Raw genomic sequence first — 24,228 nt, forward strand, 5'->3', positions numbered from 1 at the left:
TGCGCATCTTATACAGTATGCCTTCGAGCGTTTTTCTATGGTCGGGCTTATTATAAATTCGACCACTTAAGTACATTACTTTTGATAAGACATTCCATGTCCCGTCTGTTAACATTAATCTTGGCATGTAGGTTCGGTGTAAAGTTTTCTGGCGAATTCAATTATACCTTATCTTCATGCTGTTTGTTTTTCATACCACAAAGATCAACACGCCCTAGAATGCTCAGAAAAAAAATAATAACACATTCGGTGAAAATACTGATGTTGAAAGCTTCTTAATAGGTTATCGTCGTTGGAAAAATGATCCAAAAAACAAAAATATTATTAAAAATTATTTAGGGATTGAATGTTCGTCGCAGTGCCAGCTACAGGCTTAATAGAGCGTTTAGCAATCATATCTCAAGTTTATGTGCTGCAAGCTATTGCCAACAGCACAAATATAAAAGCCTTAACACTACTCCAAATGAGAATCATCAGGCTTTTTGGGTCTATCAGCTAGCTCTGTTAAGCCGTCTTCGCAATCACCGCTGTCGCAGGTATTTAAATCGCTTTGTGCTTGTTTATCTTGTTGCAGAACTTGTTTTAAATCTTCCATGCGTTGGCGCACGGCTACGCCGTAGCTGGCGTCGTCTCCCCATAATGCAGCAAGTTGTACTACTGCAGCGCGGTCGTGGTCTCTAAACAGCTTACCTGCGCGCTCTGCATCTTGTTTAGTGTTACCTAGTAACTCGAGTGCTTCTACGGCAAGGTTAATAGCTGAGTCGACTGTTTCGCGGTTAAACGCATCTACTTTTAAATTAAGTAACTGATACGCATGGCGGCGGTCGATTGCGCGATCAACTATTTTAAGTTGCGGGTAGTTTTTATGCGCGAGCTTAATTATCTCAATGGTTTTATCGGGGTTATCAATTGCAATTACCAGCATTTGCGCGGTGTGCGCGCCTGCGGCTTCAAGGAGTTCTTGGCGTGCGGCATCGCCATAAAATACGGTATTGCCAAAACGGCGTAGTAATTCTATTTGGCTAGGGCTGTGATCAAGTACGGTAATTTCGTAGCCTTGCGCGTGCAGTAAACGCCCCATAATTTGACCAAAACGTCCGTAGCCCGCAATAATTACATGCTTAGCGGTGCTAATTTGCTCGGGTTTATCAAACTCAGGTAAAGCACTGCTACTGCGTTTTTGTATTTGCTCATAAACCATAAGTAATAACGGCGCTATTAGCATTGATACCGCTACAACTAAGGTAACAAGGCTGGTTTGCTCGGGCGTTAAAATACTTAAGGTGGTGGTTACGCTTAAAAGTACAAAGGCAAACTCACCCCCTTGGGCAAGGGCTAGGGCAAATAATAACTGCTGTTTACTGTTAATTTTAAAGGTAACGGCAAGGGCAAATAAAATGCAGGCTTTAACTACTATGAGTAAAACCACTAAGCCTATAACGGTACTAAACTCGTTAAATAGCAGCTCAAAGTTAATTGATGCGCCAACCGTTATAAAAAACAATCCTAAAAGTAAGCCTTTAAAGGGCTCTATATCGGCTTCTAATTCGTGTCTAAATTCACTCTCGGCAAGTACAACGCCGGCTAAAAAAGTTCCCAATGCAGGCGATAAACCAATACTTTGCATAACCAGTGCAATAGCGACCACTAAAAACAGTGCAAAAATAGTAAATATTTCACGCATGTGCGTTTGGGCAATGTATCTAAATAACGGGGCCGATACGTATTTACCGCCGGCAATAATAGCGGCAATAACCGCAACCGATACACATACTTGTTGCCATACCGGCCAGCTTGCAATAATTGAATCGCTGATTTCTTTTGTGTTAGTTTGCGGGGCAAATGCAAGCAGTGGCAATAGGGCTAAAATAGGAATAATTGCGATGTCTTGAAACAGCAATACCGAAAACGCGTTTTGTCCGGCTTCTTGCTTTAGCCAGCCTTTTTCTTCAAGGCTCTGCAGCACAATAGCAGTAGAGGAGAGCGCCAGCATTAAACCAATGGCGAGTGCGGTTTGCCAATGCATGGCAAAAAACCAATAACAAAATGCAAAAATTGCCGCTGCCGTTAACACAACTTGCAAGCCGCCAAGCCCTAAAATAGAGTGGCGTAATGTCCATAAACGCGAAGGTTGTAGTTCAAGGCCCACTAAAAACAGCATCATTACTACGCCAAATTCAGCGAAGTGCATTACATCGGTTTGATCGCCCACAACACCCAGCGCATAAGGGCCAATGAGTATGCCGGCAATTAAATAACCTAACACTGAGCCAAGTCCGACTCGTTTTGCAATAGGGACAGCTACAATGGCTGCTGCTAAGTAAATTAAAGCAATTTCTAACACGCGTTTATCCTAATAACATCAAGGCTTTTAGAATGGCTTAGCTGCTTATAAAATACAATGGATTATATGGCTCAAAGTTGCTTATTTATCAGTAGCTATAACACTAATGGTTATAACTACTGGGCTAAAAATAGCACTTTATGTTGAAGGGCTTATTTGGGGGCTAAATATTACAAATACTTATAATTGCTGAGCTCGGTTGGCCTGAATCAGAATGGTAAATAGTAATGTTTGAGCTGATTGTATTTTCAACGTTTGTTTCAATTGCTGTTACTTCAAATTCGGCAGATGCAGGTAGGTCGATATCCAATTCGCTATCGAGGTAAGTACTTCCGCTTTTTTGCAAAGTAAGTGGTTTTGTTTGATCAAAGCTAAATTGAAAGCTATCTGACGCTAAAAGTGTATCTACCATGTTAAAGCGTAGGTTAACTGTGTCGGGGCCTGAAAACTCAGCACACACAAATACCGAAACCTCAACAGCTTGTAAAACGGGCATGCTATTTTGGCCTATATCCACAGTAAAGTTGCTTTGTGTAATAGCTACAGAGTTGTATTCCCCTGCTGCAATCCTTTGATCTGCTGTTGTTATCGTTATTTTTTCACCTTGCGCTAAATTAACCTCTTCATCAAAAAAGCCATTTGTATTGGTGCTGTACTGCTGTCCATTAATTGTTAGCTGTGCATTGCTTATAGCCGCTTTTTGCACATTAGTGAGTTGCCCTTTAATACGACTGGTAAGTTGTGCAGAGTTAGTTACTGTAATTGAAAATTGCACACTTTTTGAAAAGCCATCAGCATCAGTTGCTATAACGGTTAGCGTGTAACTACCTGTCATATCGGCGATAAATTCGGTAATACTTTGGTTTGCATTGCTTAAGCTGGTGCTCGAGCCTGATGGGGCTGATAGTGTCCAAGCGTAATCGAGAGTGGTTCCTTCTGGGTCGTAACTTTGGCTTACATCAAATTTAACTGCATTGCCCACTACATCGTAGCGTGATTGCTCCCCCGTGAAGCTAATTACTGGCAATGCGTTTTGTATTACATCAATTGTTAGGGTTTTTGTGTCAGAGAACTGCACACCATCGTTAGTGCGTAACGAAATAACAACTTGCCCCTCTACTGATGCGCTAAACGTTGGTTTTGATATTGTATTACTGCTAAGCGTTGCTTGGCCTTGCGACGAAATGATTTCCCATTGGTAACTTAGTGGCTGGCCTTCTGGATCGTAACTAGTTGAGGCATCAAGTAAAACTTGTTCATCAACCGTTATGGAGGTTTCATAAGTTACCAAAGTAACAGGCTTTTTATTGCTACTGGCATGCAGTGCTGAGGTTGCTTGGTTTGAGCTTAATTGCCCATCAGATACAGTAAGCACTACAACGTAGTCGCCTTCTTTATCGGCAATAATAGAGGGTGTTGCTGATGTACTGTTAGTGAGTTGCGATGCACTATTTACAGGCTTGGCTTGTAACTGCCAGTTATAACTCAGCGTATCTCCGTCTGGGTCGCTGCATTGTTGGCACTGCAAAGTGGTTGATTCGTTTAACGTAATATCACGTTCGGATTCAAGTATTGCAATGGGGGCTTTATTACTTGTGGTAACAGTTAAAATAACTGATGCGGTATCACTTTCGCTTTGTTGATCGGTAACAGTGAGTGAAAGCGAGTAATCTCCAGCTGTTGACGCTGAAAATCCAGCGGTATGATTTTGCATGTTTGAAAGAGCCGGCGTGCTGCCCTGGGGTTTTGATGTAATTGCCCACGCATAACTAAGCGTATCGTTTTTATCGGGATCAGTGCTTTGGTTACCATAAAGTGTAACAACTTCATTTGGGGCAATTGTTTTATTTTCTACGTTAATAACCGCTTGTGGTGATGAGTTAGAATTAAGCGATTCACTTTTTATGAGTACGACAGTGCTTGCTGTATCACCTTGTGAATTAGTAACGGTAAGCTCAACTTTAAACTCGCCTATTTCGTCTGCAACAAACTGGCTTTTTACTTGAGTCGCATTTTCAAGCGTTGCATTACTTGCTACGGGCTTGGTAATAAATTGCCATTTGTATTGATTAATGGCGCCGCTGGTTGTGCTACTTTGCGCGCCATTTAAAAGCACAACATCACCTTGTTTAACGGTTTGTGTGCTACCTGCGTTAGCAATTAGTTGGGTATTTGCAGTAACGGTGAATTGTTTTTGTGCAGGTGTGCTTGAAAGCTTGCCATCATTCACGGTTAATACTAATTGGTACTCTTGTGCTTCAGATACTGAAAACTCAACGGTACTTTCATTATTAACCGTAATCGGTATTTCTACTTGCGCATTTTTGCTGGTTAATTGCCATTGATAGGTGAGTGCATCGCCATCGGAGTCACTACTTTGTGCTGCGCTAAAAACGAGAGTGGTATTTACTTTAAACTCCGATTGCTCGGTAGTAATAACTGCAATAGGCTTTGTGTTAGTGCTGAGCGGTTTAGTTACTGTTTTGGAGTCTGAACCTCCAGAGCCACAAGCTACGAGGGTGAATAAAGCAGTAATTAAAATTAATAACTTCCATTTCATAATATTAATATGTACCTAAATTAGCTATAAAGCAAAAAAATAAATCAAATAAGTAAACTTTCATTATTTTAGGAAAGAGTTAACGCGAAACAGTGTTGCTTTTAAATAACTTATACTTTGAGAGGAGTGCTTTATGCCCAGATTGATAGGGCATAAAGTGTATTAAATGGCAGTTGAATAACGCTTAAATAAAGTTAGTCAGCTACTTTTACTGAACCGCTAATATTATCGATACTTACATCGCCCGAGCCCGACTCAGTAATAGTCAGCCCCTTTGCATGATTAACGCGAATATCACCCGAACCGTCTTCAATTGTTACGCTTGAACCAATATGCTCAATAAGCAGGTCGCCAGAGTTATCATCAACATTAACTGCACCGCTAATATGGCTTATTACTATATCACCCGATCCATCTTCAACGTTTAGCGAACCGGTTATGTTGCTCACGTGCATTTCGCCAGAACCATCGTCAATAGTTGCATTGCCGCTTACGTTGTTAATATGAATACTGCCAGAGCCGTCGGTTAGTTCTAGATTACCCGCGATGTTTTCAAAGTTTACTTCACCTGAGCCATCGTCAACAATTAGGTTTTTAGCACCGCTTATCGTTAAATCTCCTGAGCCGTCTTTTACATCAATATTGCTTTGCATAGCATTTATTAAAATGTCGCCTGAGCCATCATCAATATCTAAATTTAGATTACTTGGCACAGTGACCACTAAATCAATATGTGGAGACTGACCATTGTAAAAGCTAATACCATTACGGCTTTTATTTTGGGCAACAAGCTTTGCCTGTTTACCGTCTTGCTCTAGCGTTAGCTCGTACTCATCTTCAATATCGGCTGTGTAAATGGTGGCATCAACACTAATGCTGGTGGCTGTTTTTGAGCCTTTTATTTCAAGGCTACCTGCGCCGCTTAACACATTTAAATATTCAAGATTATTGCTTGGCAGTGATAGCTGTTGAGTTTGCTTTACTGAGGCAACGCTTGGCGATATATGAAATACACAGCCACTTAATAATAAAATGCCGCCAATAAGCGAAAGTGGTTTTGTAATGCTAGATACAGTTGATGAGCTCATGTTTAGTCCTTTGTGTTTTTGTTTGTATTTATATAAACAATATAGAGCAAAAATGAGGCCGAAATGTAAGTTGTTGTTTTATATGGGGTGGTGGTTTTTTATGAAAGTTGAAATACTAATAAGTGGTTAAAATAACTAACTATTAATAAAAAAGGATGCGCGATGCATCCTTTTATAATTGCTCAGCTTTTATTAGTAAACTAATTAAAAGCTGTAAGTAATATTACCGTATAAAAAGCGTCCGTCTAATCCGTAAGGTGCATACGGTGTGTACGGGAATATTTGGCCAAAGTCAGAGTAACCAATGTTATCCACGGTGGCTTGTGGGTACTGATCGAACAAGTTGTTTGCGCCAACGGCAAATTTCCAATATTCGTCTGGACGGTATGCCACTTCTAGGTCGGTGATCCACTTAGGGTCTAGGTATTCATCGCGATCAGCTGTAGTTGATATATCAGCGACTTCACCATAACGTGTGGCACGAAGCGTTGTTTGCCATTCGTTAAAGTTCCACACTGCTGATAGGTTCCATTTGCTATCTGGCGTGCCCTCTTCAAAGCGACCTACTTCACGACGCGCAAACACTACGTAGTCGTCACCTAGTGAGTTAAGTTCGCTTGGGTTGTCGTTTACGTGTGTTACTTCGGTATCGTTAAAATTAGCTGCTACGTTTAGGCGTAAATCACCTAAGTTGTCTAAATCTAGGTTATAAGTGGCAACTATATCTACACCTTGCGTGCGTGAATCGATAGCGTTGGTAAAGTAACGTACGCTTTCGGTATTTAGCTCACCGGCATTTTGTAGTATTTCAACAACTGCATCGCCCTCTAAGTTTTCAGACAATACAATACGGTCATCAATATCAATACGGTACGCATCAACGGTTAAGCTAAAGCTGCCTTGCGTGTACATAAAGCCCGCAGTAACGTTTACTGACTCTTCTGCATCTAACGGCTGTGCGCCTAGCGCTTGCGCTGCTGCAGAATCGGTTGGGAATAGACCAACTTCAAATGGTTGGTTGTTCTCAAGTACAGTAGAGATTTGGCGGTACGAGCTTTGCGCTAAAGATGGCGCACGGAAACCGGTGCTAATTGCACCGCGCAGCGATAGGTTTTCAGTAATGCTGTAACGCGAAGCAAGCTTAGAAGTAAATGTGTCACCAAAGTCGCTGTAATCTTCATAACGACCCGCTAAAACTACGTTCCATTTTTCTGTTAAGTAGGTATCAAGCTCAACAAATAAAGCGATGTTATGACGGCTTTCGTCAGTCGCACTTTCTGGTCCAAAACCAGCAAGTACTTGCGCGCCACCGGCTGCAATTGGGTTGCCGTTGCTATCAAGTGCGGTGATGTAAGACGCTTCTTCGCCTTCTTCTATTTTGTAGCTTTCGTGGCGGTATTCAGTACCTACGGTAAAAAATACGTCATCAGGTAAGCCTAAATCGAGTGTGGTATTGGCTGTTGCGTTTACTAAAAACTGATCGTAAACCAATGCACCGTTGTCAAATTCGGTTGGGCTGTCGGCACCTAGTGATGTGTTAATACTATTTACAACACCGAAGCCAAAGTCGTTGCGGCCGTAGTTGGTACTTACATCCCATGTCCAGTCGTTAGTTTCGCCTTTTAAGCCCAGTGCAAATGAGTAGTCTTGTACGTTCGTTTCAATTTGCGGCAAAAAGCCATCTGGGTACACTTCTAAAACGTTACGGCTGTCTTTTGCTCGGCGGTAAAAACCACCTGAATTACCTTCACGCTTTGAGTAGCTACCAAATGAATAAAGGTTTAAGCCGTTATCTAAATCGTAACCCATGTTGTAAAACAACGCGTAATCTTCAAGGTCTGCTTTACCGAAACGGTGGTTGTAACGATCGATAGTAAATTCGCGTGGGTCTAGGGTGCCATCATCAAGACGGCTGTATTGTTCGCGTGGGTCAAAGCCTGAGCGTTGCGTTGAGTCGTTATCGCGGTATTCAATTGATACGTTTACAAAGCCGTTATCAGATAACGCAAAACCAGAGTTTGCACTAACTGTGCGTGTTGCACCGTCGTTTACTTCTCTGTCGCCACCGGTATTAAACGCTAAGTCGCCGTTAGCATCTGCATAGGTGCTTTCTAGCTGAGGTACGCCAGCCATTTGAGTATCGTATTTACCGTACGTTACGCTAACGCTGCCGCCTTCTGAGGCATCTTTAAGTACAATGTTAATTACCCCAGCAATTGCATCAGAACCGTACTGTGCGGCTGCGCCATCACGTAGTACTTCAACACGTTTAATTGCAGAGGTTGGGATCATGTTCAAATCAACAGCGGTAGAGCCTCGGCCAACAACACCCGCTAAGTTTAATAGCGCACCGGCATGGCGGCGCTTACCGTTTATAAGTACTAATGTGTGATCGGGTGCTAATCCACGTAAAACAGCTGGTTTTGCATGGTCAGTACCATCACCCATAGTGGCACTTGGGTAGTTAAAGCTAGGTACTTGGTTTGCTAGTATTTGGCTTATTTCTAGCTGACCCGTACTTTGCATATCACCGCTGGTAATAATATCTACAGGTACTGAGCTTTCGGCAATACTGCGTAAGCTACGGCGAGTACCTGTTACTGAAATCACTTCAATGCTTTTTTCGGCTTGAACATCTTGTTCTGCAGCAAATACAGAAGAATAGGGTGCACTAAGTGCAGAAGAAACGGCCAGGCTAAGTGCTACTTTTTTGGCTGATAATGGCTTTAACATGATGTTGATTCCCTTGAGGGCTGCTGACTATTGATTTTAAAAAGGAGCGCATCATATAGAAGCGACTACCCTAGTGCAAAGATAAAAACTATCTAAGATATTCTAAGTTGTTAACAAGTAAGGTCACTGTCTACGCGTGATATAGGCGTTTGGATCGTTGTAGTTGCAATCTTGTGTCGAATGGTTGCGAATTCAAGGGGATTTTAGATAAAAGTTAGTAAGACGTAAAAAGGCCAAGCAAATGCTTGGCCTTTCAATTTTTTAAATTTAGTAATTTAAATTATTCAGGGGCAACTTCAAGCGTTGTAAATAATGCATAACGTCCTGCATCTACGCCTTCTTCATTTACGGTAACCTTGTTAGAGGTTTCGATTAGGTATAGGCCTGGCTCTTTCCAAGTAATTGTAAACATACCGTCTTTATCGGTCGTTACTTTTACTTCGCCACGCTCGTTACGGTAGCGTGTGTCGCCTTTTAAAATACTTACTTCAACGCCTTCACCAGCAGATTTACCATCTTGTAGTAACTGAAAACGTGCTTGTTCACCTACAAATAAATCGTTTGGATGCGTTGGACCGCTAAGCTCTAAGCCTAAACCTAGCTGTGCAGGTTTTGAGGTGCCATTTCGGCTTACAAATGTATCTACTGTTGAAACAACCTTCGTTGTCGTTACATCTTTTGCATTGCTAGGTAACTCGGCTTCTGTTTTTTTACCAAATACGCGCTTGCGCTTACCTTCTTCGTTTTTATAGAAGGTCATGTACATTGGCTTTTGGGTCATTGCAATGTGGTAAGTGCCTTGCTCTGTTAAGCTTACCGCAGCTGAGCTTTTACGCTTTAAGTAATAAGCACGGATCGTTTCAGATACTGGCTCACCATTAGGCGCAAGTGCCATTAATAACGTATCGTCGTACTCTGCGCCTTTTTCTTTAGGTTTAAAGGCTTTGTCTGGTGCAAAAATTTCGTTTGAGATGCTGGCGTCAATCATTACGTAATGCGCTTTATCGCCTGATAAAGATGTATGCGAAGGTAGTAACCAACGTCCGTGTGCACTTGCTGAAGTTGACACTAAAGCAGATAAGCTCAATGCGCCGATTAATGCCGTTTTTAATAAATTAATTTTCATTGTATTTCCTTAAATTCAAATGATTAAGTAGCAGCTACTTAGTGCTTACAGTGACGAAGCTTTTAGAAAACTCGTTTTTACCATCAATTGTTAGTTTGCCTGATTTAGTTAAATCGAGCTCAACGCGGGTGTAATCTCTGCCGCCTTCTTCGCGTACAACTTCAATATTTAGTAGGTATTTACCTGGTTTTACTGGGTTACCGTCTAAATCATTACCTTGCCAATTTATGGTGTAAGTACCCGCGCGCTTTGTTGCGCCGCTAATGCCGTCAAAGTTGGCATCGCTTTTACCGGCTTTACGCCACCATTGGCGTAAGTCTTTAAACCATTCTGCTTTTTGCACCCAAAGTGCAAGCGTAGTTACGTGTTTGCGCTCTGGTGTTTCAAGCCAAACTGCAACGTACGGACGGTGGTACGGTTGTATTTCTAAGTCGGGAAGCGTTAATTCAACCTCTAGCTGTGGTGTTTGCGCATGCGCTGATGTTTGAAAAAACGCAGCGATGAGCAGTAATGCGGCGCTTATAAATAATTTAAATTTAACCATTAAGACACTCCTTTTATTTGTGGAACCCAACATAAATAAATAACCAGTGGAGTTGCGACTCCCAGTACGGTTATCCATATTCCTGCTAAGCGTTTTTTTCTATTTTGAAACAAAATAATCATGCCGGTGATGGCAAATAAAATCATTAGTACGGCAGATATATCGATTACCCAGCTCCATACTTCACCGCTGTGGCGACCTTTATGTAAGTCGCCAATAAGGCTTAAAAAGCCGCCTGTTTGGTAATCTAGGTTTAACTCGCCGGTTGTAAAGTCGAGCTCTGCGTAGGCAAACCCTGCAGGCAATGGGTAGTCGAGCATGACGAGCGCGTCTTCTTTTTCCCACTCAATGCTTTTTACTTTTGTAAGTGCATATTGCTCGGCTAAGTAAGCTTCTATTTCTGGATAAAGCGTTGGTAGCGTATTTAGCTGTTCATTTGCTTTAGTAACTAGCTCTGCTGGAATTGTTGCAGTTACTTGGCCGTTATTTTTATCGTTTTTAAGCCAGTCAACATGGTTAAGCACAATGCCGCTAACGCAAAATAAAATAAGCAAAAAAAACAAAGCTGTAGAAATATAAATATGTAGAGCACGGCTTGTGCTATACAAAGCCCGCTTATTAATAAACGACATAAAAACAGTTAATAAATTAAATTTACAACATGATAATGATTTGCATTAGCTATTACAAATTTACTTACTTATCTTTACATAAAAACTTTAAAACAAAGGTGTATGCAGGTAAAAATGAACATTTAATGCTTAGGAGGGCAGGAAGGTCTTAAAATAAGATAAATCATTACCGATACTTCTACTACTGCAACGAGGCAAATAACCCAAATAGGAGCGGCTGAGTACAGTAAAAATATAAAGCCAATTAACATGCCAATGGCGGCGTAGCATTTGGCTTTAACAGGCACTACTTTATGGGCTTGCCACTGCTTTAGAGTTACACCGTAACGAGGGTGGTTTAACAGCCATTGTTCAAGCGCGGGTGATGAGCGAGTAAAGCAGGTGAGCGCTAAAATAAAAAATATAGTGGTAGGCATGACCGGTAACACAATGCCAATAATACCCAAGGCTACAAGTATTAAGCCAAGCGCTTTAAACCATAAGTTTTTATAACAAATAAACACCGCTTTTATATTCACTTAGGCTCTTTTTAGGCGTGTTATGGTATCTCTAATTGTAGGCTAAATAGCTATTAATTCGAAGCTTAAAATCAATAAAAAAGGGCAAACTAAGTTTGCCCTTTTAAAAAATAAATGCGGTTAACAGTTTAGAAGTAGTAACCTACGTTAATGTTAAAGCGACGCTCTGTATCGCCTTCACCAATAATTGAACCGCCAATAAATGGCTGGTTACGTGCTTGAATAAAGTCAAAGTACGTAAATAATGGGCCTGCTGATACGCTCATACCGGTTACGTTCATCCATGTGTCTGCACTGTCGTCAGATTTATCGTAAATGATGCCGTAATCGTTGTAAAACTGCACGCCTGTTATTGGGCCTAAATCAACCGATAGGTCATAAGCTACGTTAAAGTTAGTCATAGTCGCTTCGCTTGATACGGTATCGTAGTAGTCAAATGCACCTACAACAAAGCGGTTGCTGTTGTCGTCTAGGTCGTAGTCGTACTCACCGTGCTGAAATTGAATATTCCAGTTATTAATTTGGCTGTTTACGTGGAACGCCCATGCGCCATAGTTACCTGCACTATCGTTACCATCATGTAGGCCACCACTTAATAGTGATACACCCACATCTGTTTTAGCGTTTTCGCCATGCTCAATTTGATACACTGTGCGGGCTGCAAACGTGTTGTATTCACCAAGGCGAGAACCTGGGGCATCATATGTGCCTTCGGTGGTTGCACGGCTACCAACAATATCGAAAGAGTAACGTTCGTTAACTTCAGAGCTGCCATCAACGCCGCCTACTTCATCATTTTTGAAAAAGCCTAGGTCTAGCTTCCAGTTGTCTTTTAGTTTACGGTTTACTGTTACACCCAAATCAAAGTCGTCTTCTAGGCCAACATAGTAGTTAGTACTAAAAAAGTAGCTGTGTGAGTTGTAAGGACCATTACCAAACGGTACTGGAGCAATACCTGCTTGTGCTTCCCAGCCATCAGTGAATTCGTAGCCTAAGTAGGCGTACTTAACCACGGTCATGTAGTCGTAAAAGCGAAAATCACCATTTACAGAAATATCGTTTATTTCGCCAGATAAGTTAATACGAAATACTTCAAAGTCTAAATCGCCGCTACGATCTTGAGTGTCTTCATCGTATGAATTAGTGCTGTAGTTAAAACGCACTGCTCCACCTACTTTAATGCCTTCATCTTTTTTCTCAGGCTCTGCTGCGGCAACTTCAACCACTTTTTGATCAGATTTTTTACTGATGTTTGCAACTTGTTGTTCGTGTTGCTTGTTAATTTGTTGCTGTTTTGTTTTTTCATCAGCTAGCTTATTCTCAAGCAACTGCATTTGTTGCTTAAGCTGTTTAAGTTGGCTTTGTAGTGTGTCTAGATCATCAGACGCATAAGAAGTGCTTGTAACACCACCTAAAACTAGTGCTAGTGTTAATTTTGAGAGTTTAGTCATAATAGCCGCTCTGCTTGTGATTAAAAAATAAAAAATTCAAGACGTCAAAAGACGCCTTACGTTTAGAGTAAGTACAAAACTATGTATTTTTTTTATTGTTTATTCTTTAGGAGCTTGAGTAAGCGCACCAACTTCTAGAAGGGGCGATGCATCTAATTTATCTGCATCCATCATCGCGGCTACACGCTGCATTGATGAGAGTAAAAGGCTCTGTTCCCACTCAGCAAGCGCAGAAAACTTTTCAATAAAGTGTTCTTGCAATGGCTGAGGTGCTTTATCAAGTAACTCTTTTCCTTTCTCGGTGAGGTATAAGCTCACTCTGCGTTTATCCATTTGACTGCGTACGCGTGTTACTAAGTTTCTGCTTTCTATTCTGTCGAGAATATTGGTGACCGTTGCTGGGCTTAAATTTACGTTTTGAGCAATACGGCTCGCCGTTATTCCATCGGTTTTTCTAACTTCTTGCATTATAAGCAATTGTGGGCCTGTTAAACCCGAAGTTTTATTTAGCTGCTTAGAATGTAAGTCAATCGCGCGGATCACTTTACGTAAAGAAACCAATAACTCGTCATATTTTTGCATTTGCTTATCTCGTCGATGGGGCGGTAGTTTGCCGTAATCGCGAAATGTTACACATCAAATAAATTGAATTCAAACAATATATTGCACATTAGGCCGCTTTTATTGGTTTTTAATAGTTAGAGCAGTAACTAATGTAAAATTATGTTGTTTAAATTATAGTAAATTTTCTTAGCATCTTGTGTGCATTAAGTTGCGCACAGTACGTATGTTGTGAATAATTGGCAAGTCTTATTGTATAGACTTTAGTATTATTCATTTACAGCTGTTAGTACAAAGTAATTGTTTGTGAGTTTACTGTATATGTATTAATCGGCAATGAACAAATTCAGCAATCAATATTTAATATCATTAGCGTATACTTTAAGCATGCATTATTGTTTCTGTACAAATATTAAAAATCTTTAGTATCAGTATTATAGGGGAAGGTATGAAATTATCGCCATCAGTTAGCATTGAGCAAAGCGAAACCGGTCTTGAGTTTATTAAAATAGCTAGTGCAAAGTGCGACGCAAAAATATTTTTGCAAGGTGGGCAAATTACCGAGTATATCCCTAAAAATAACAAGCCACTTATATGGGTATCACAAGACGAAACCTATCAGGAAGGGGCAAGTATTCGAGGTGGTATTCCTATTTGTTGGCCGTGGTTTGGCACACACGCTAATGATGGGTGGCCTGCCCATGGTTTTGCGCGCACAAGCGTGTGGCAAGCTGATGAAGTACACGAATCTGATGAGCAAATTACAGTTAGTTTAAAGCTACCCATGAAGCTTGTTAATACGACGTATTGGCCACATCAGTCAGCATTAAAAGTTGAGTTTGTATTAAGCGATAAATTACAGGTTCGCTTAACTACGACTAACTTAGGGAGTACGCCGTTTAGCTTTACTCAAGCGCTGCATACCTATTTTCCTACATCAGACATTACAAATACCCATGTTGATGGTTTGCAAGGCGCGCAATATATTGAGTTTGGTGAAGGGCCATTTGTACAAAATGATGTTGTAAGTTTTGAGCGCGAAACCGACATGGTTTATACACAAGCAAATACAATGCAAACTATTAATACGCCAGAGGGTGTTATTAATGTGAGCCGCGAAAATTCAAGTTCGTGTGTACTGTGGAACCCATGGATAGAAAAATCAAAACGCTTATCTAACTTTGCTGACGATGAGTATAAAACGATGCTCTGCTTAGAGGCTGCTAACGTATTGACAGATAAAGTAACGCTTGAGCCAAAACAAAGCCACACCTTAATAACCACCATTAGTTGGTAATTAATTAAAAGCAGTAATAGGGATAAATAGTGTTTAACAATCAACAAATAATGGATTTACCAAAGCATAGTGATATTAGCTTTAAGCCATTGGCTGATAAAGCCTTACTACATGCACAGCTTAGCTCGCTTCTGTTTTATATACCGCTAATTGGTGCGCTGATTGCGGTTTGTTATTTTAATGAAGCCTTTGCTAATAATGCACAAACGTATTTGCTAATTGGTATGCCTATTTTAGTGGCCGTATCTATGCTGTACAACATGATAAGTGTGAGGTTGCGAGGTTTCGCAGTGCGAAATCATGACATTGCTTTTAAAAAAGGTGTTATTTGGCAACAAGTGACAGTATTACCTTTAGCACGTGTACAGCATATGGAAATACACCAAGGACCAATAGAGCGAAAACTCAGCCTTGCGAGCATTAAATTATTTAGCGCTGGCGGTGTAAGTGCCGATTTACAAATTAGTGGATTAACCCATGATGATTGTAAAAATATGCGCCAATTTGTACAAAACTACCGCCAAGACGACACAACACCTCAGGCAACTTTAGTCGATGAGTAATACAACTATCGAAGATCAAGTCAGTCCTATTTACTGGCAAAAAGTATCGCCTTGGGCGCTTTTATATTTTGTTGTGCACTTTAGTGTGCGCTTTGTAAAAGATGGCCTTTTAAACTTACTACCTATGTTTGTAGTGTTTGTTACTCAAGTGGAAAATAAGTTGTTTTGGGCGCAGGTGGCAGGCGGTATTGCACTAGTTTTATTATTTGTTTACTCATTTTTATATTATTTAAATTTTAAGTTTTGTATTAGTAGCGACAACGAAATATTGCTTAACAAAGGTGTATTTAAAAAAGAGCGACTTACGCTGAAATTTGGCCGTGTGCAAAACGTTAATATTGCCGAGCCATTTTATTTTACCCCTGTAAACTTAGTTAATTGTATTTTTGATGCTGCTGGCAGTGTGTCACAAGAAGTTGTTTTACCAGGCGTCACCAAAGATTACGCACAGCAAATGCGTAAACAAATATTTGATTTTAAAGCGCAGCAACAAGAAGAAATACAAAATACTGAACAAAGCGAAACAGACACTATCGAAAACAAGCTAAGCATTAGCAATAAAGAAATAGCTAAATTTGGTTTAATGTCGAATATGGCTATTTTAGCAATCGCTGCTCTTGCCCCTTTTATAAACCTGATTGTTGATTTTTTAGAGAAGCAAATTATTACCAAAGTAGAAGGCTTTTATCAGCAAGAGCTGGGTATGCTGGCCAGTGCTGCTACCTTTGCAATGATCACCTTAATTATTTTGTTAGTTTTGGCTGCTGTGATGCTATCGGTGACTATGTCGCTTATTCGTTTTTACAATTTTGAGCTTTATTTTAAAGGTCAAAAGTTTAAACGTATTACTGGCTTGTTAGAGCGCCATCAGCTTTCGATGAGCATGGATAAAGTGCAATCTATTGTTATTAAGCAAAATCTAATGGGGCGATTATTAAAGCGATTTACCGTTGAGTGTTTACAAGCAAGTAGCGGCGGAATAGCAGCCGGTGCTGCGGCTAAAAAAAATAAACAAACCTTAGTATTACCTGTATTAAATAGCGAACAAGTTGATAGTGTATGCCAATGGATTTACCCTTGGTTTAATAGTAAAAAACTCGCTTTTAAGCGCGCAGAGCGAGCGCTTTTGTATAAAAATTTAGGCTTTTATTCACTGTTACCCAGTGCATTAGTGTTTGGCTTTTGTTTTATTGCTGATATTAATACTTTGATAAGCCTTGGTGTTTTGGTCGTATTTTCTGGCTTGGTAACTTTATCGTATCAGCGTTATGGTTATTACATACATGAGGATAATGGCCGATTTTACATGGTTGTACGCAAAGGTATGATTGGGGTTCATTACCGTGTTTTTGAGCTTTATAAAGCGCAAAGTGCACGCAGTATAAGTACCTACTTAATGAGAAAATCAGGCTTAAAAAGCCTGTATATACAACTTGCTTCAGGCTTTGCATTTATGCCCTACATAAAGCAGCAAGATGCTGACTTTATTATTGATTTTACAATCAAAAAGATTGAGTCAGATACCCGCAGCTGGATGTAAACTCCCCTAATAAAACATGTGTAAATACACATTTGCACATGCTTTATTACACTTTCTTACTGCCCATGAAAGACATTTAATAATACCCTAGATGGTATTAAGGAATTCTTTTAGGGACGCTCATGAAAAAAACACTCATCGCATCAGCTTTATTACTAGCAGCACCAAGCTTTGCAGCCGATTGGCAAACTATTCATACTGAACATTTCAACATTCACTACAGTGTTGAGCATGCTGATTTTGCTAAATCAACTGCAGCAGAGCTTGAAATAGTTCGCACCAAAGTGTTTGAGCAGCAAAACCGAGCACTTGATAAAACAGTTGATGTAGTGGTGTTTGATCCCCTAAATGCAGCAAATGGCTTTGCGCTACCTACCTCAAGTAACCCTGTGATGGCACTTTTTACTACGCCACCACAATCTGACACAGTTATATCAAACAGCTCTGGCTGGCAGCAGTTACTTGTACTGCATGAATATATTCACTTAGTGCATTTAGCACAGCCTACACGCAATGACTGGCAGCAAAAAGTACGTGGCATATGGGATCTATACGACTTAACTTACAGTGATACACCGCGCTGGGTAGCCGAAGGTTATGCCACATTGATTGAGTCTAAAATGACGGGCCGTGGGCGTTTATTTGATAACTACTCAGAGTCAATACTGCGAGAATTTGCTCAGCAAGGTGCTTTGCCAACCTATGGGCAATTAAATGGCGAGCAGGGCTTTATGGGCGGCTCAATGGCTTACTTAATGGGTAGCCGCTTTTTAAATTGGCTAGAGCAAAACTATTCAGAGCAAACACTCGATAGTGTTTGGACGCGAATGCAAGGCGTAAAAACGCGTGATTTTGATGAGGCATTTAGCGGTGTGTTTGGGCAAAGTGCAGCCAAGCTATATCGCCGATTTATAGCTGAATATACCTATAAAGCAATGCAAATAGAGCAAGGGGAGCCGTTACTTAATAGTGAACTTTGGCTTGAGCTTAACTTATATGCAAGTAACCCAGCACTTTCAAAAGATGGTAGTAAGATTGCGATTGTTGAGCGAGATATAGAGAGTAATACCAAGCTTATAATTTATAGCACGGATGACAACATTAAAGCGCAAGAAGAGTTTACTAAAGCGCAAAAAGAGCTACTCGAAAACGATGCACAAGATATTCCAGATACAGCGCCCAGTGTGTTTAAGCGCGAACAAAAACAAGTGCTTAATCAAATTAACCGAGCCGGTATTGCAAATCCTCAATGGGTAAATAGCACAACGTTGTATTTCAATGCGTACAGCAATGAAGAGTCGGGTATTTATAACAAAGTGTCTGACATATTTAGCTATAACACTGACACTGGGAATATTACACAGCTTACAGAACTTGCTGGTATACGACGATTTAGCGTAACCAGTAACGGTGAAACCTTGTATGGCGAGCAAATAAGAGATGGTTACTCTGAATTAGTGAGGGTTGATCTTAATACGCAAACCATCACACCATTATTTACAAAAAGCCTTGAGACAACTTACGATTACCCAATTCTCAGTCCTGATGAAACTAAATTGGCTTATTTATCAACATCATTAAATGAAAATTGGCAATTGTATATACAAGGTATAAACGGCGAGCAACAGCTATCAGTACCTATGCCAAACGGGTATCAATATTTAAGTCAGCCAAGCTTTAGCCATAATGGCGAGTCACTTTACTTTGTTGCAGGTTTAAATAGCGCCACCGATATTTATAACTACAACATAGAGAGTAAAACACTCACCAAGTTAACCCAAGGGCAAGAGGCCGTTGCCCACCCAATTGAAATGGCTGATGGCTCGTTACTCTATTTTTCGATAACCGCAGATGGGCCAAATGTAAAAACACTGCCAAAAGCTATAAAAAGCACTGTAGTTACTGAGTTTGCAGCTAACGAAAAAGCACCGCTGCTAATAGTAAACGACCATACACTTCCAAAAGCTAAAATATATAAGCACGAAACTACAGAGCAAACAAATTACAACGTGCTCGACCAGCACGCTACTTTCGCGATTGGCTCTCAGTATTATTCAGCTTCTACCAGTTTGTTAGATTTAAGCATTAAAAGTAGCGACTTATTAAAGCAGCTCGACTTACAGGCGGGGTATAGCACTGATTTACACGATGGGGCATTGCACGGTGGTTATGTGCAGGCAAAATATAATGCGCTTGATGTAAAACTGAAACTTGCACTGTTTGACTATGATTTAGATACATCGCGCCAGTATGAGCAAAGTCTAAGTGCAGACATGGATGCCCGTGGTGGTTTTGCCGCAATAAGTTACCCCGTTAAATTTGGGCAGTTAAGTTTAACGCCAGAGCTTGCCTACAATTACACTGATTATAGGCAAAGCCATAAAAATTGGACGCGTTTAGGCATTGCTCAAAATTGGCAATATGATCGTCAAGATTTTGCAATAGGGCAAAGTCTTTATGCCAGTTGGTACGATGGCAGTAGTAAGAGCAATAGTTGGCAAGGTTACGATTTAGCCGCCAAACTTTTTGGTAAAGCGTTTGGTATTCCTCTTTATGCAAACTTTGATCAAAAACAACGTGATGACAGGAGCCTTGCATTAGGTGGCTTTAGCTCAAATCTTATTAATCAGCAGCAAAATAGTGAATATGTACTTTCATCTGAGCTGCCTTTTTACAGTGCAACTGCAAAGCGCTATCAAGGCTACGGTGGCGGCTTTAGCTTTAAAGAAGGCATGCCGTGGCTTTATTATAAGCAACATCAACTCGACGACACCGTATACGCACAAAGCTACGGCTTAAAATACCAAGGTGATTTTAGTTTTGGAATGGGGCCTGCAGGCGTAAATGATTTAACATTTAATATGGGACTGTCGCGAGTAGAAGGCGACAGTTTTGAAGATGAAATGCGTGCTTGGCTGAGCTTTTATTATTCGTTATAAATATTAATTGGCTAAGTTACTTATCCATTTGCAAGGATAGTAACTTAGCTTGATATACATCGAGTTTTTGATTATCACGTTCTAGTTCAATTGCTTTCTCAAGTAAGGTTTGTGTTTGTTTAATATTACCTTGTTGATAGCGAACTTTTGCGAGTTCCAAGTATAGCTCAGCAATGTAAGGCGCTTTAGTAATCGCTTGCTCAAGGTGTGCTTTAGCCTGATGAGCGTGGCCAGCTTGTAAGTTGTTTTTAGCGATCACTAGTAATTCGTATGGGTCTTTTTCTTTATTAACTAATTGTGAGGTGAGCTCTTTAACAAGCTCTTTGTCGCCTAACTTTTTAGCTAAAAGCTGATAGTTGCTGATTAAATTAATGCTTATTTCGTTATTACTAAGTGCTGTTTGATAGATGTTTTTAGCGCTTTGTAAATCACCAGCTCGGCGATGTAAAATGCCAGCTATGTTAAATAGCTCTGCATCATTTGGTGTAAATTTATTCGCTTGTAAAATAAGAGAGTAGGCAATATCAAGCTGTTTGTCTGCTAGTGCTATGGCAGCTAAATTACTATAAAACTTAGAAACTAAATCGTTATAGTCTGCGCTGCTTGAATAAAAACTGCGACGGGTAGGGAAGTAATCAATTAAGGTGCCCGCTCTGAAAAACTCAATAATATTATCATCTTTTTTCTCTACTTTTGGAGCATATACTTTTGTTCTAAAGTGATTAGCGACATAAACAACATTATTTTCTTTTGCGTATATGGGCTTACTTGTAACTTCTTGAAAGCTTGTTTCTAACCCAAGAGCTTGTGCGTAGCTTTGCGTTAAAATGGCTAAACTAATGCAATTACCTTGCGAACGCTTTAAGGTTTGAGCTGAAGTAAGTGTATCGCCATGGTATTTAAAGTTAGCTATCTGGCTTTCGAGGTAGTTGTAAATTATGCGGTCATCACGGATTTGGGATAGCTTTTGGTTTTCGGCGTAAGCTAAAAACATTTCTTTTTCAGCATCCGGTAACTCAAAAATACTGTGCTCAGAAGGTGTGTCGAGTTCATTAAACAAAGAATGGTTTAATAGTTGTTCAAGTCCTACTTGTTGTTCTACTTGCTGAACCTTGGTTGTGTTACATCCAACTAAAAATAAAAAGGTAATACTAATAACTATTTTGATAAATATCATAACCCACCCCTTTGTTAATTTTTACATTACAATGTGGCGGGTTTTTAATCAAGCCCTTGCTGTGCTGCGTTTATTAAAACGGTTTTTTTGTGATTGTTTTTTACGTTTTCGGCGACTAAACCATAAGTAAAAACCAGTACCTGCTAGCCACACTGGGCTCAAACCAATTACGCACCACAGTATTTTACTTACTAGCCCAGCAAAGTAGCCAAAATGAAGTTTTCTAAAACTATCAATTACTTGCCAGCCAATGCCTACTTCGCGAATATCCCAGTTAGTTAAATGTTCGCCTGTTTGCTTGTCGTAACTAACTGTATTAGCGTATTCGCTTGCAAGCGGGTTGCTTGTGTCTACTTCGCCAAATAAAGTAATATTTTCGTCAGGCTCTAGTGGCATAACTAAAAACGTACCGTTAAAAGTGGGTATTTGTTTTTTACTGTCATCAAGTATGTGTTGAAAAGAAATATCGCTGCTGTGTAAGTTTTTGGTTAGTACAAAGTGCTCTTCTTCAGCGTGTTCAATAACTTCGTGATACCACACCGCCCAGTTAAAGTAGCCACCTGTGATAGCTAAAATAATAATGATGGGAGATCCTATAACTCCCGTCATTTTATGAATGTCGCTAAGTACTATTTGCAGTGTTGCACGCCAGCGCACACTAAATAGACGCTGCCAAAATTTACGATAAATAATAAGCCCAGTTACACCTAATACCAATAGAAACAATGCAAAAAAGAAGCCTAGTACAGTACCTGTTTGCCCTGGTAGATTTTTAAAGTCGTTAAGTAAAAAGGTGTAATGCAGTTCTAAAAACCAATCGGTAAAATAATGGCTGGTACCAACAGGTTCAGATAAAATGTCACCTGTATATTGGTTTAAATGAAACTTATACCATTGCTCTGTGCCGCGTTTTACTAAGTAAACCCGATCAGCAGTAACATCGTTAAATATTTCCCAACTACCTACTACATATTCAGGGTAAGCATGCTCTGTTTTGGCAATTAACTTGTCGATTGGCATGCGCTCTGGCAGTGCTTTTACAACAAAGTGGCTGCTTGGCATAAGTAGGCCATCTATCTCACTTTTAAAAACTAATACGCTCCCTGTAATACTAATAACAATCAACGGAATGATGGCTATGAGGGCGATCCAACTGTGTATTTTAAAAAGAGTTTTTCTCATAAATAGTTTTATATAGCAGCTAATGACTTGCGCATGATAACAACTATCATTTTTATTTAATAGTTTGTAAGTGGACTTTCTATTAAATAGGTAAACTGTGAACTTAATTCTACGGTTTTTGTATACCTAGCTTGCCAGTACCTAAAACAAGAATGTCTTATTTAGTTGAGTTAAATCTACGCGGCTCTACAATGCCGCGCTCATAGTAAAAGCCTTTTAAAACAGATGTTTATTAAATGTTTTTATTTCTATATTTGATTAACATTTATGTAACGAGCGAGGTTGTTTTGGCGCATTATTTGCCTATATTGTCTTCATTTATTTTGGTTTTTAGTTTTTTACCATTACTAAACAAAATTCGAAAAAACCGTAGTGTCTCAGGTTTATCACTATTGATGATGACGTTTGGGTTAGCACAAAGTCTTTACTTTATAACCTACAATATTTATTTTGAACGCTTTTATATTGCGCTACCATTTATAGTAACAGGCGCGCTAAGCGGACTTATTTTGTATTTTTTTGCACGTTATAACGCAGCCAAACGAGAACGCGTGCAGTTGGTTACTATGTTAGGCTTTTCGTTACTGCCTTTTTCACTGCTTTTGAATTCAACCCTCGATACTGCAATGGTATTAAGCGCCTTAACGTATGTTGGCCTGGTGATGAGTTCGGTACGTGTTATGCCACAAACCTATAAAACATTGCGTACGGGTAATGTAAGTAATTTAAGCGCGCGCTACTTTAGCTTGCAGTTTATTGCTGGTATTTGCGGCTTAGTTGTTGAGCTTACAACAGCTGCCCCAAGTACTGCGCACTTACTTATGTTTATCATGCTGTTGCTTACCAATGCTGTGCAATTTGGTTGTATGCAATATTATAGAATGCGGCCTGTAATGGCTTAAAGAAAAAATAAAAGTGCTAATTTAGTTTAGGTATGGCAATTTTAAGCTATTAATCATTACAAAGTTTAAACAATGCAATTAACTATTCATCAAATTGATGCGTTTACGAATCAGTTATTTAAAGGTAACTATGCGGCAGTGATCCCACTAGAATCGTGGTTAAGCGACGATTTAATGCTAAAGATTGGCGCTGAAAATAACGTATCTGAAACTGCTTTTACCTGCCTGCAAGACGATGGCCGTTTTATTATTCGCTGGTTTTCGCCCTTAATGGAAATCGATTTTTGTGGTCACGCTACACTTGCGGCTGCCTATGTTTTATGTGAAGAGCATAATATATCGCAAATTTGCTTTATTGCTGATGCGGTGGGCGAGCTAATCGTTAATAAAAACGCTGATGGCAGCTTTGCAATGACCTTTCCAAAACAAGCACCGGTTGAAGTGAAAAATGTGCCGCAGCAACTGCTTGACGGCCTGTCTATACAACCGAGTAAAGTGCTTAAAAATCGCCAAGCCTACTTTGTTATTTATGAAAGCGGTGATCAAATACTTGAATTGAAAACTAGCTCAGAGCTTTTAAAAACGCTTTATCCACTTGATGTAGTGGCCACTGCTCCAAGTACTGAATATGATTTTATATCTCGTTATTTTTGGCCTGCAAGCGGTGGCGATGAGGATTATGTAACAGGCTCTATTCATACTGGCTTGGCACCTTACTGGGCGCAGCAGTTGGATAAAACTACGTTAAGTGCTTATCAAGCTTCAAGCAGAGGCGGGCATTTACTATGTGAAGTGGGTGATACAGCAGTCACCTTAACGGGGCATGCTGTAAGGTATTTAAAAGGCACTATTTATGTTTAATTAGGAACTTTATATTTGACAAGGAATAATGTTTAACTATTCATTTCAAAATCATATTAGCAAGTTGTTTTTTATAATCCCACTAGGGGCTGTTGATCTTTGTAGTACATATATCAATCAGCCCACATTGGTAGCCACATCATAGTAAATGCTAAAGCGAGCATTGAATGATAATTTCGTTCAAGCTTTTCATACCGCGTGGCTATCCCT

The 24,228-nt window shown here is 39.9% G+C and carries 18 protein-coding genes and 2 pseudogenes; 6 read left to right on the forward strand and 14 right to left on the reverse strand.

The genetic code is table 11. The features are described 5' to 3' along the window. The 11 genes and pseudogenes from QL998_RS17105 to QL998_RS17155 all read right to left on the reverse strand — a co-directional run. Positions 1–127, reverse strand: a pseudogene (locus QL998_RS17105) (IS5/IS1182 family transposase); the annotation flags it as partial. Positions 128–454: 327 nt separating this feature from the next. Next, complete coding sequence (locus tag QL998_RS17110) at positions 455–2,344, reverse strand: monovalent cation:proton antiporter-2 (CPA2) family protein (protein ID WP_290193138.1); 1,890 nt, start codon at positions 2,342–2,344, stop codon at positions 455–457. A gap of 163 nt (positions 2,345–2,507) precedes the next feature. Continuing rightward, the gene (locus tag QL998_RS17115; protein ID WP_290193139.1) at positions 2,508–4,904 is read right to left on the reverse strand and encodes a PKD domain-containing protein; all 2,397 of its coding nucleotides are present in this window, start codon (positions 4,902–4,904) and stop codon (positions 2,508–2,510) included. A gap of 194 nt (positions 4,905–5,098) precedes the next feature. Continuing rightward, entirely contained in the window at positions 5,099–5,992 is an 894-nt protein-coding gene (locus QL998_RS17120) for a hypothetical protein (RefSeq protein WP_290193140.1), read from the reverse strand. A gap of 204 nt (positions 5,993–6,196) precedes the next feature. After that, a complete protein-coding gene (locus tag QL998_RS17125) occupies positions 6,197–8,728 on the reverse strand; it encodes a TonB-dependent receptor (RefSeq protein ID WP_290193150.1) in 2,532 nt (843 codons plus the stop codon). 277 nt (positions 8,729–9,005) lie between these two features. Continuing rightward, positions 9,006–9,851 (reverse strand): DUF4198 domain-containing protein, encoded by an 846-nt coding sequence (locus QL998_RS17130; protein WP_290193141.1) that lies wholly within the window; start codon positions 9,849–9,851, stop codon positions 9,006–9,008. A 34-nt stretch (positions 9,852–9,885) separates the two neighbouring features. Beyond that, a complete protein-coding gene (locus QL998_RS17135; protein WP_290193142.1) occupies positions 9,886–10,395 on the reverse strand; it encodes a DUF2271 domain-containing protein in 510 nt (169 codons plus the stop codon). Continuing rightward, a complete protein-coding gene (locus QL998_RS17140; RefSeq protein ID WP_290193143.1) occupies positions 10,395–11,027 on the reverse strand; it encodes a PepSY-associated TM helix domain-containing protein in 633 nt (210 codons plus the stop codon). Before QL998_RS17140 ends, QL998_RS17135 begins: the two co-directional genes overlap by 1 nt. Positions 11,028–11,149: 122 nt before the next feature. Next, positions 11,150–11,545: a YbaN family protein gene (locus QL998_RS17145; protein ID WP_076925536.1), complete on the reverse strand. Its 396-nt coding sequence runs from the start codon at positions 11,543–11,545 to the stop codon at positions 11,150–11,152. 128 nt (positions 11,546–11,673) lie between these two features. Further along, a complete protein-coding gene (locus QL998_RS17150) occupies positions 11,674–12,996 on the reverse strand; it encodes a hypothetical protein (protein WP_024598782.1) in 1,323 nt (440 codons plus the stop codon). Between the two features lie 99 nt (positions 12,997–13,095). After that, the gene (locus QL998_RS17155) at positions 13,096–13,578 is read right to left on the reverse strand and encodes a MarR family transcriptional regulator (RefSeq protein ID WP_024598783.1); all 483 of its coding nucleotides are present in this window, start codon (positions 13,576–13,578) and stop codon (positions 13,096–13,098) included. Between the two features lie 427 nt (positions 13,579–14,005). Between QL998_RS17155 and QL998_RS17160 the strand changes: the two genes are divergently transcribed. The 4 genes from QL998_RS17160 (at position 14,006) to QL998_RS17175 (ending at position 19,896) form a co-directional block, all read left to right on the forward strand. After that, entirely contained in the window at positions 14,006–14,854 is an 849-nt protein-coding gene (locus QL998_RS17160) for a D-hexose-6-phosphate mutarotase (protein ID WP_290193144.1), read from the forward strand. Positions 14,855–14,883: 29 nt separating this feature from the next. Further along, on the forward strand, positions 14,884–15,417 hold the full coding sequence (locus tag QL998_RS17165; RefSeq protein WP_024598785.1) for a PH domain-containing protein: 534 nt from the start codon (positions 14,884–14,886) through the stop codon (positions 15,415–15,417). Next, positions 15,410–16,957, forward strand: coding sequence for a PH domain-containing protein (locus QL998_RS17170; protein ID WP_290193145.1), 1,548 nt, complete (start codon positions 15,410–15,412; stop codon positions 16,955–16,957). Before QL998_RS17165 ends, QL998_RS17170 begins: the two co-directional genes overlap by 8 nt. Before the next feature lie 122 nt (positions 16,958–17,079). After that, complete coding sequence (locus tag QL998_RS17175) at positions 17,080–19,896, forward strand: hypothetical protein (RefSeq protein ID WP_290193146.1); 2,817 nt, start codon at positions 17,080–17,082, stop codon at positions 19,894–19,896. A 16-nt stretch (positions 19,897–19,912) separates the two neighbouring features. On the opposite strand, the gene QL998_RS17180 is transcribed toward QL998_RS17175, so the two are convergent. After that, positions 19,913–21,073 carry a tetratricopeptide repeat protein gene (locus tag QL998_RS17180; RefSeq protein ID WP_197186054.1) on the reverse strand — a complete coding sequence of 387 codons (1,161 nt, stop codon included), beginning with the start codon at positions 21,071–21,073 and terminating at the stop codon, positions 19,913–19,915. Positions 21,074–21,121: 48 nt separating this feature from the next. Next, on the reverse strand, positions 21,122–22,255 hold the full coding sequence (locus tag QL998_RS17185; RefSeq protein WP_290193147.1) for a PepSY-associated TM helix domain-containing protein: 1,134 nt from the start codon (positions 22,253–22,255) through the stop codon (positions 21,122–21,124). Positions 22,256–22,542: 287 nt separating this feature from the next. On the opposite strand from QL998_RS17185, the gene QL998_RS17190 reads away from it, so the two are divergent. Further along, a complete protein-coding gene (locus QL998_RS17190) occupies positions 22,543–23,157 on the forward strand; it encodes a PQ-loop repeat-containing protein (RefSeq protein WP_290193148.1) in 615 nt (204 codons plus the stop codon). 72 nt (positions 23,158–23,229) lie between these two features. Then, complete coding sequence (locus tag QL998_RS17195; RefSeq protein ID WP_290193149.1) at positions 23,230–24,018, forward strand: PhzF family phenazine biosynthesis protein; 789 nt, start codon at positions 23,230–23,232, stop codon at positions 24,016–24,018. Positions 24,019–24,131: 113 nt separating this feature from the next. Here the strand turns inward: QL998_RS17195 and QL998_RS17200 are convergent. Continuing rightward, positions 24,132–24,228 (reverse strand): annotated as a pseudogene (locus QL998_RS17200) (IS5/IS1182 family transposase); the annotation flags it as partial.

The sequence above is a fragment of the Pseudoalteromonas sp. APC 3691 genome, assembly GCF_030408135.1.
GTDB lineage: Bacteria > Pseudomonadota > Gammaproteobacteria > Enterobacterales > Alteromonadaceae > Pseudoalteromonas.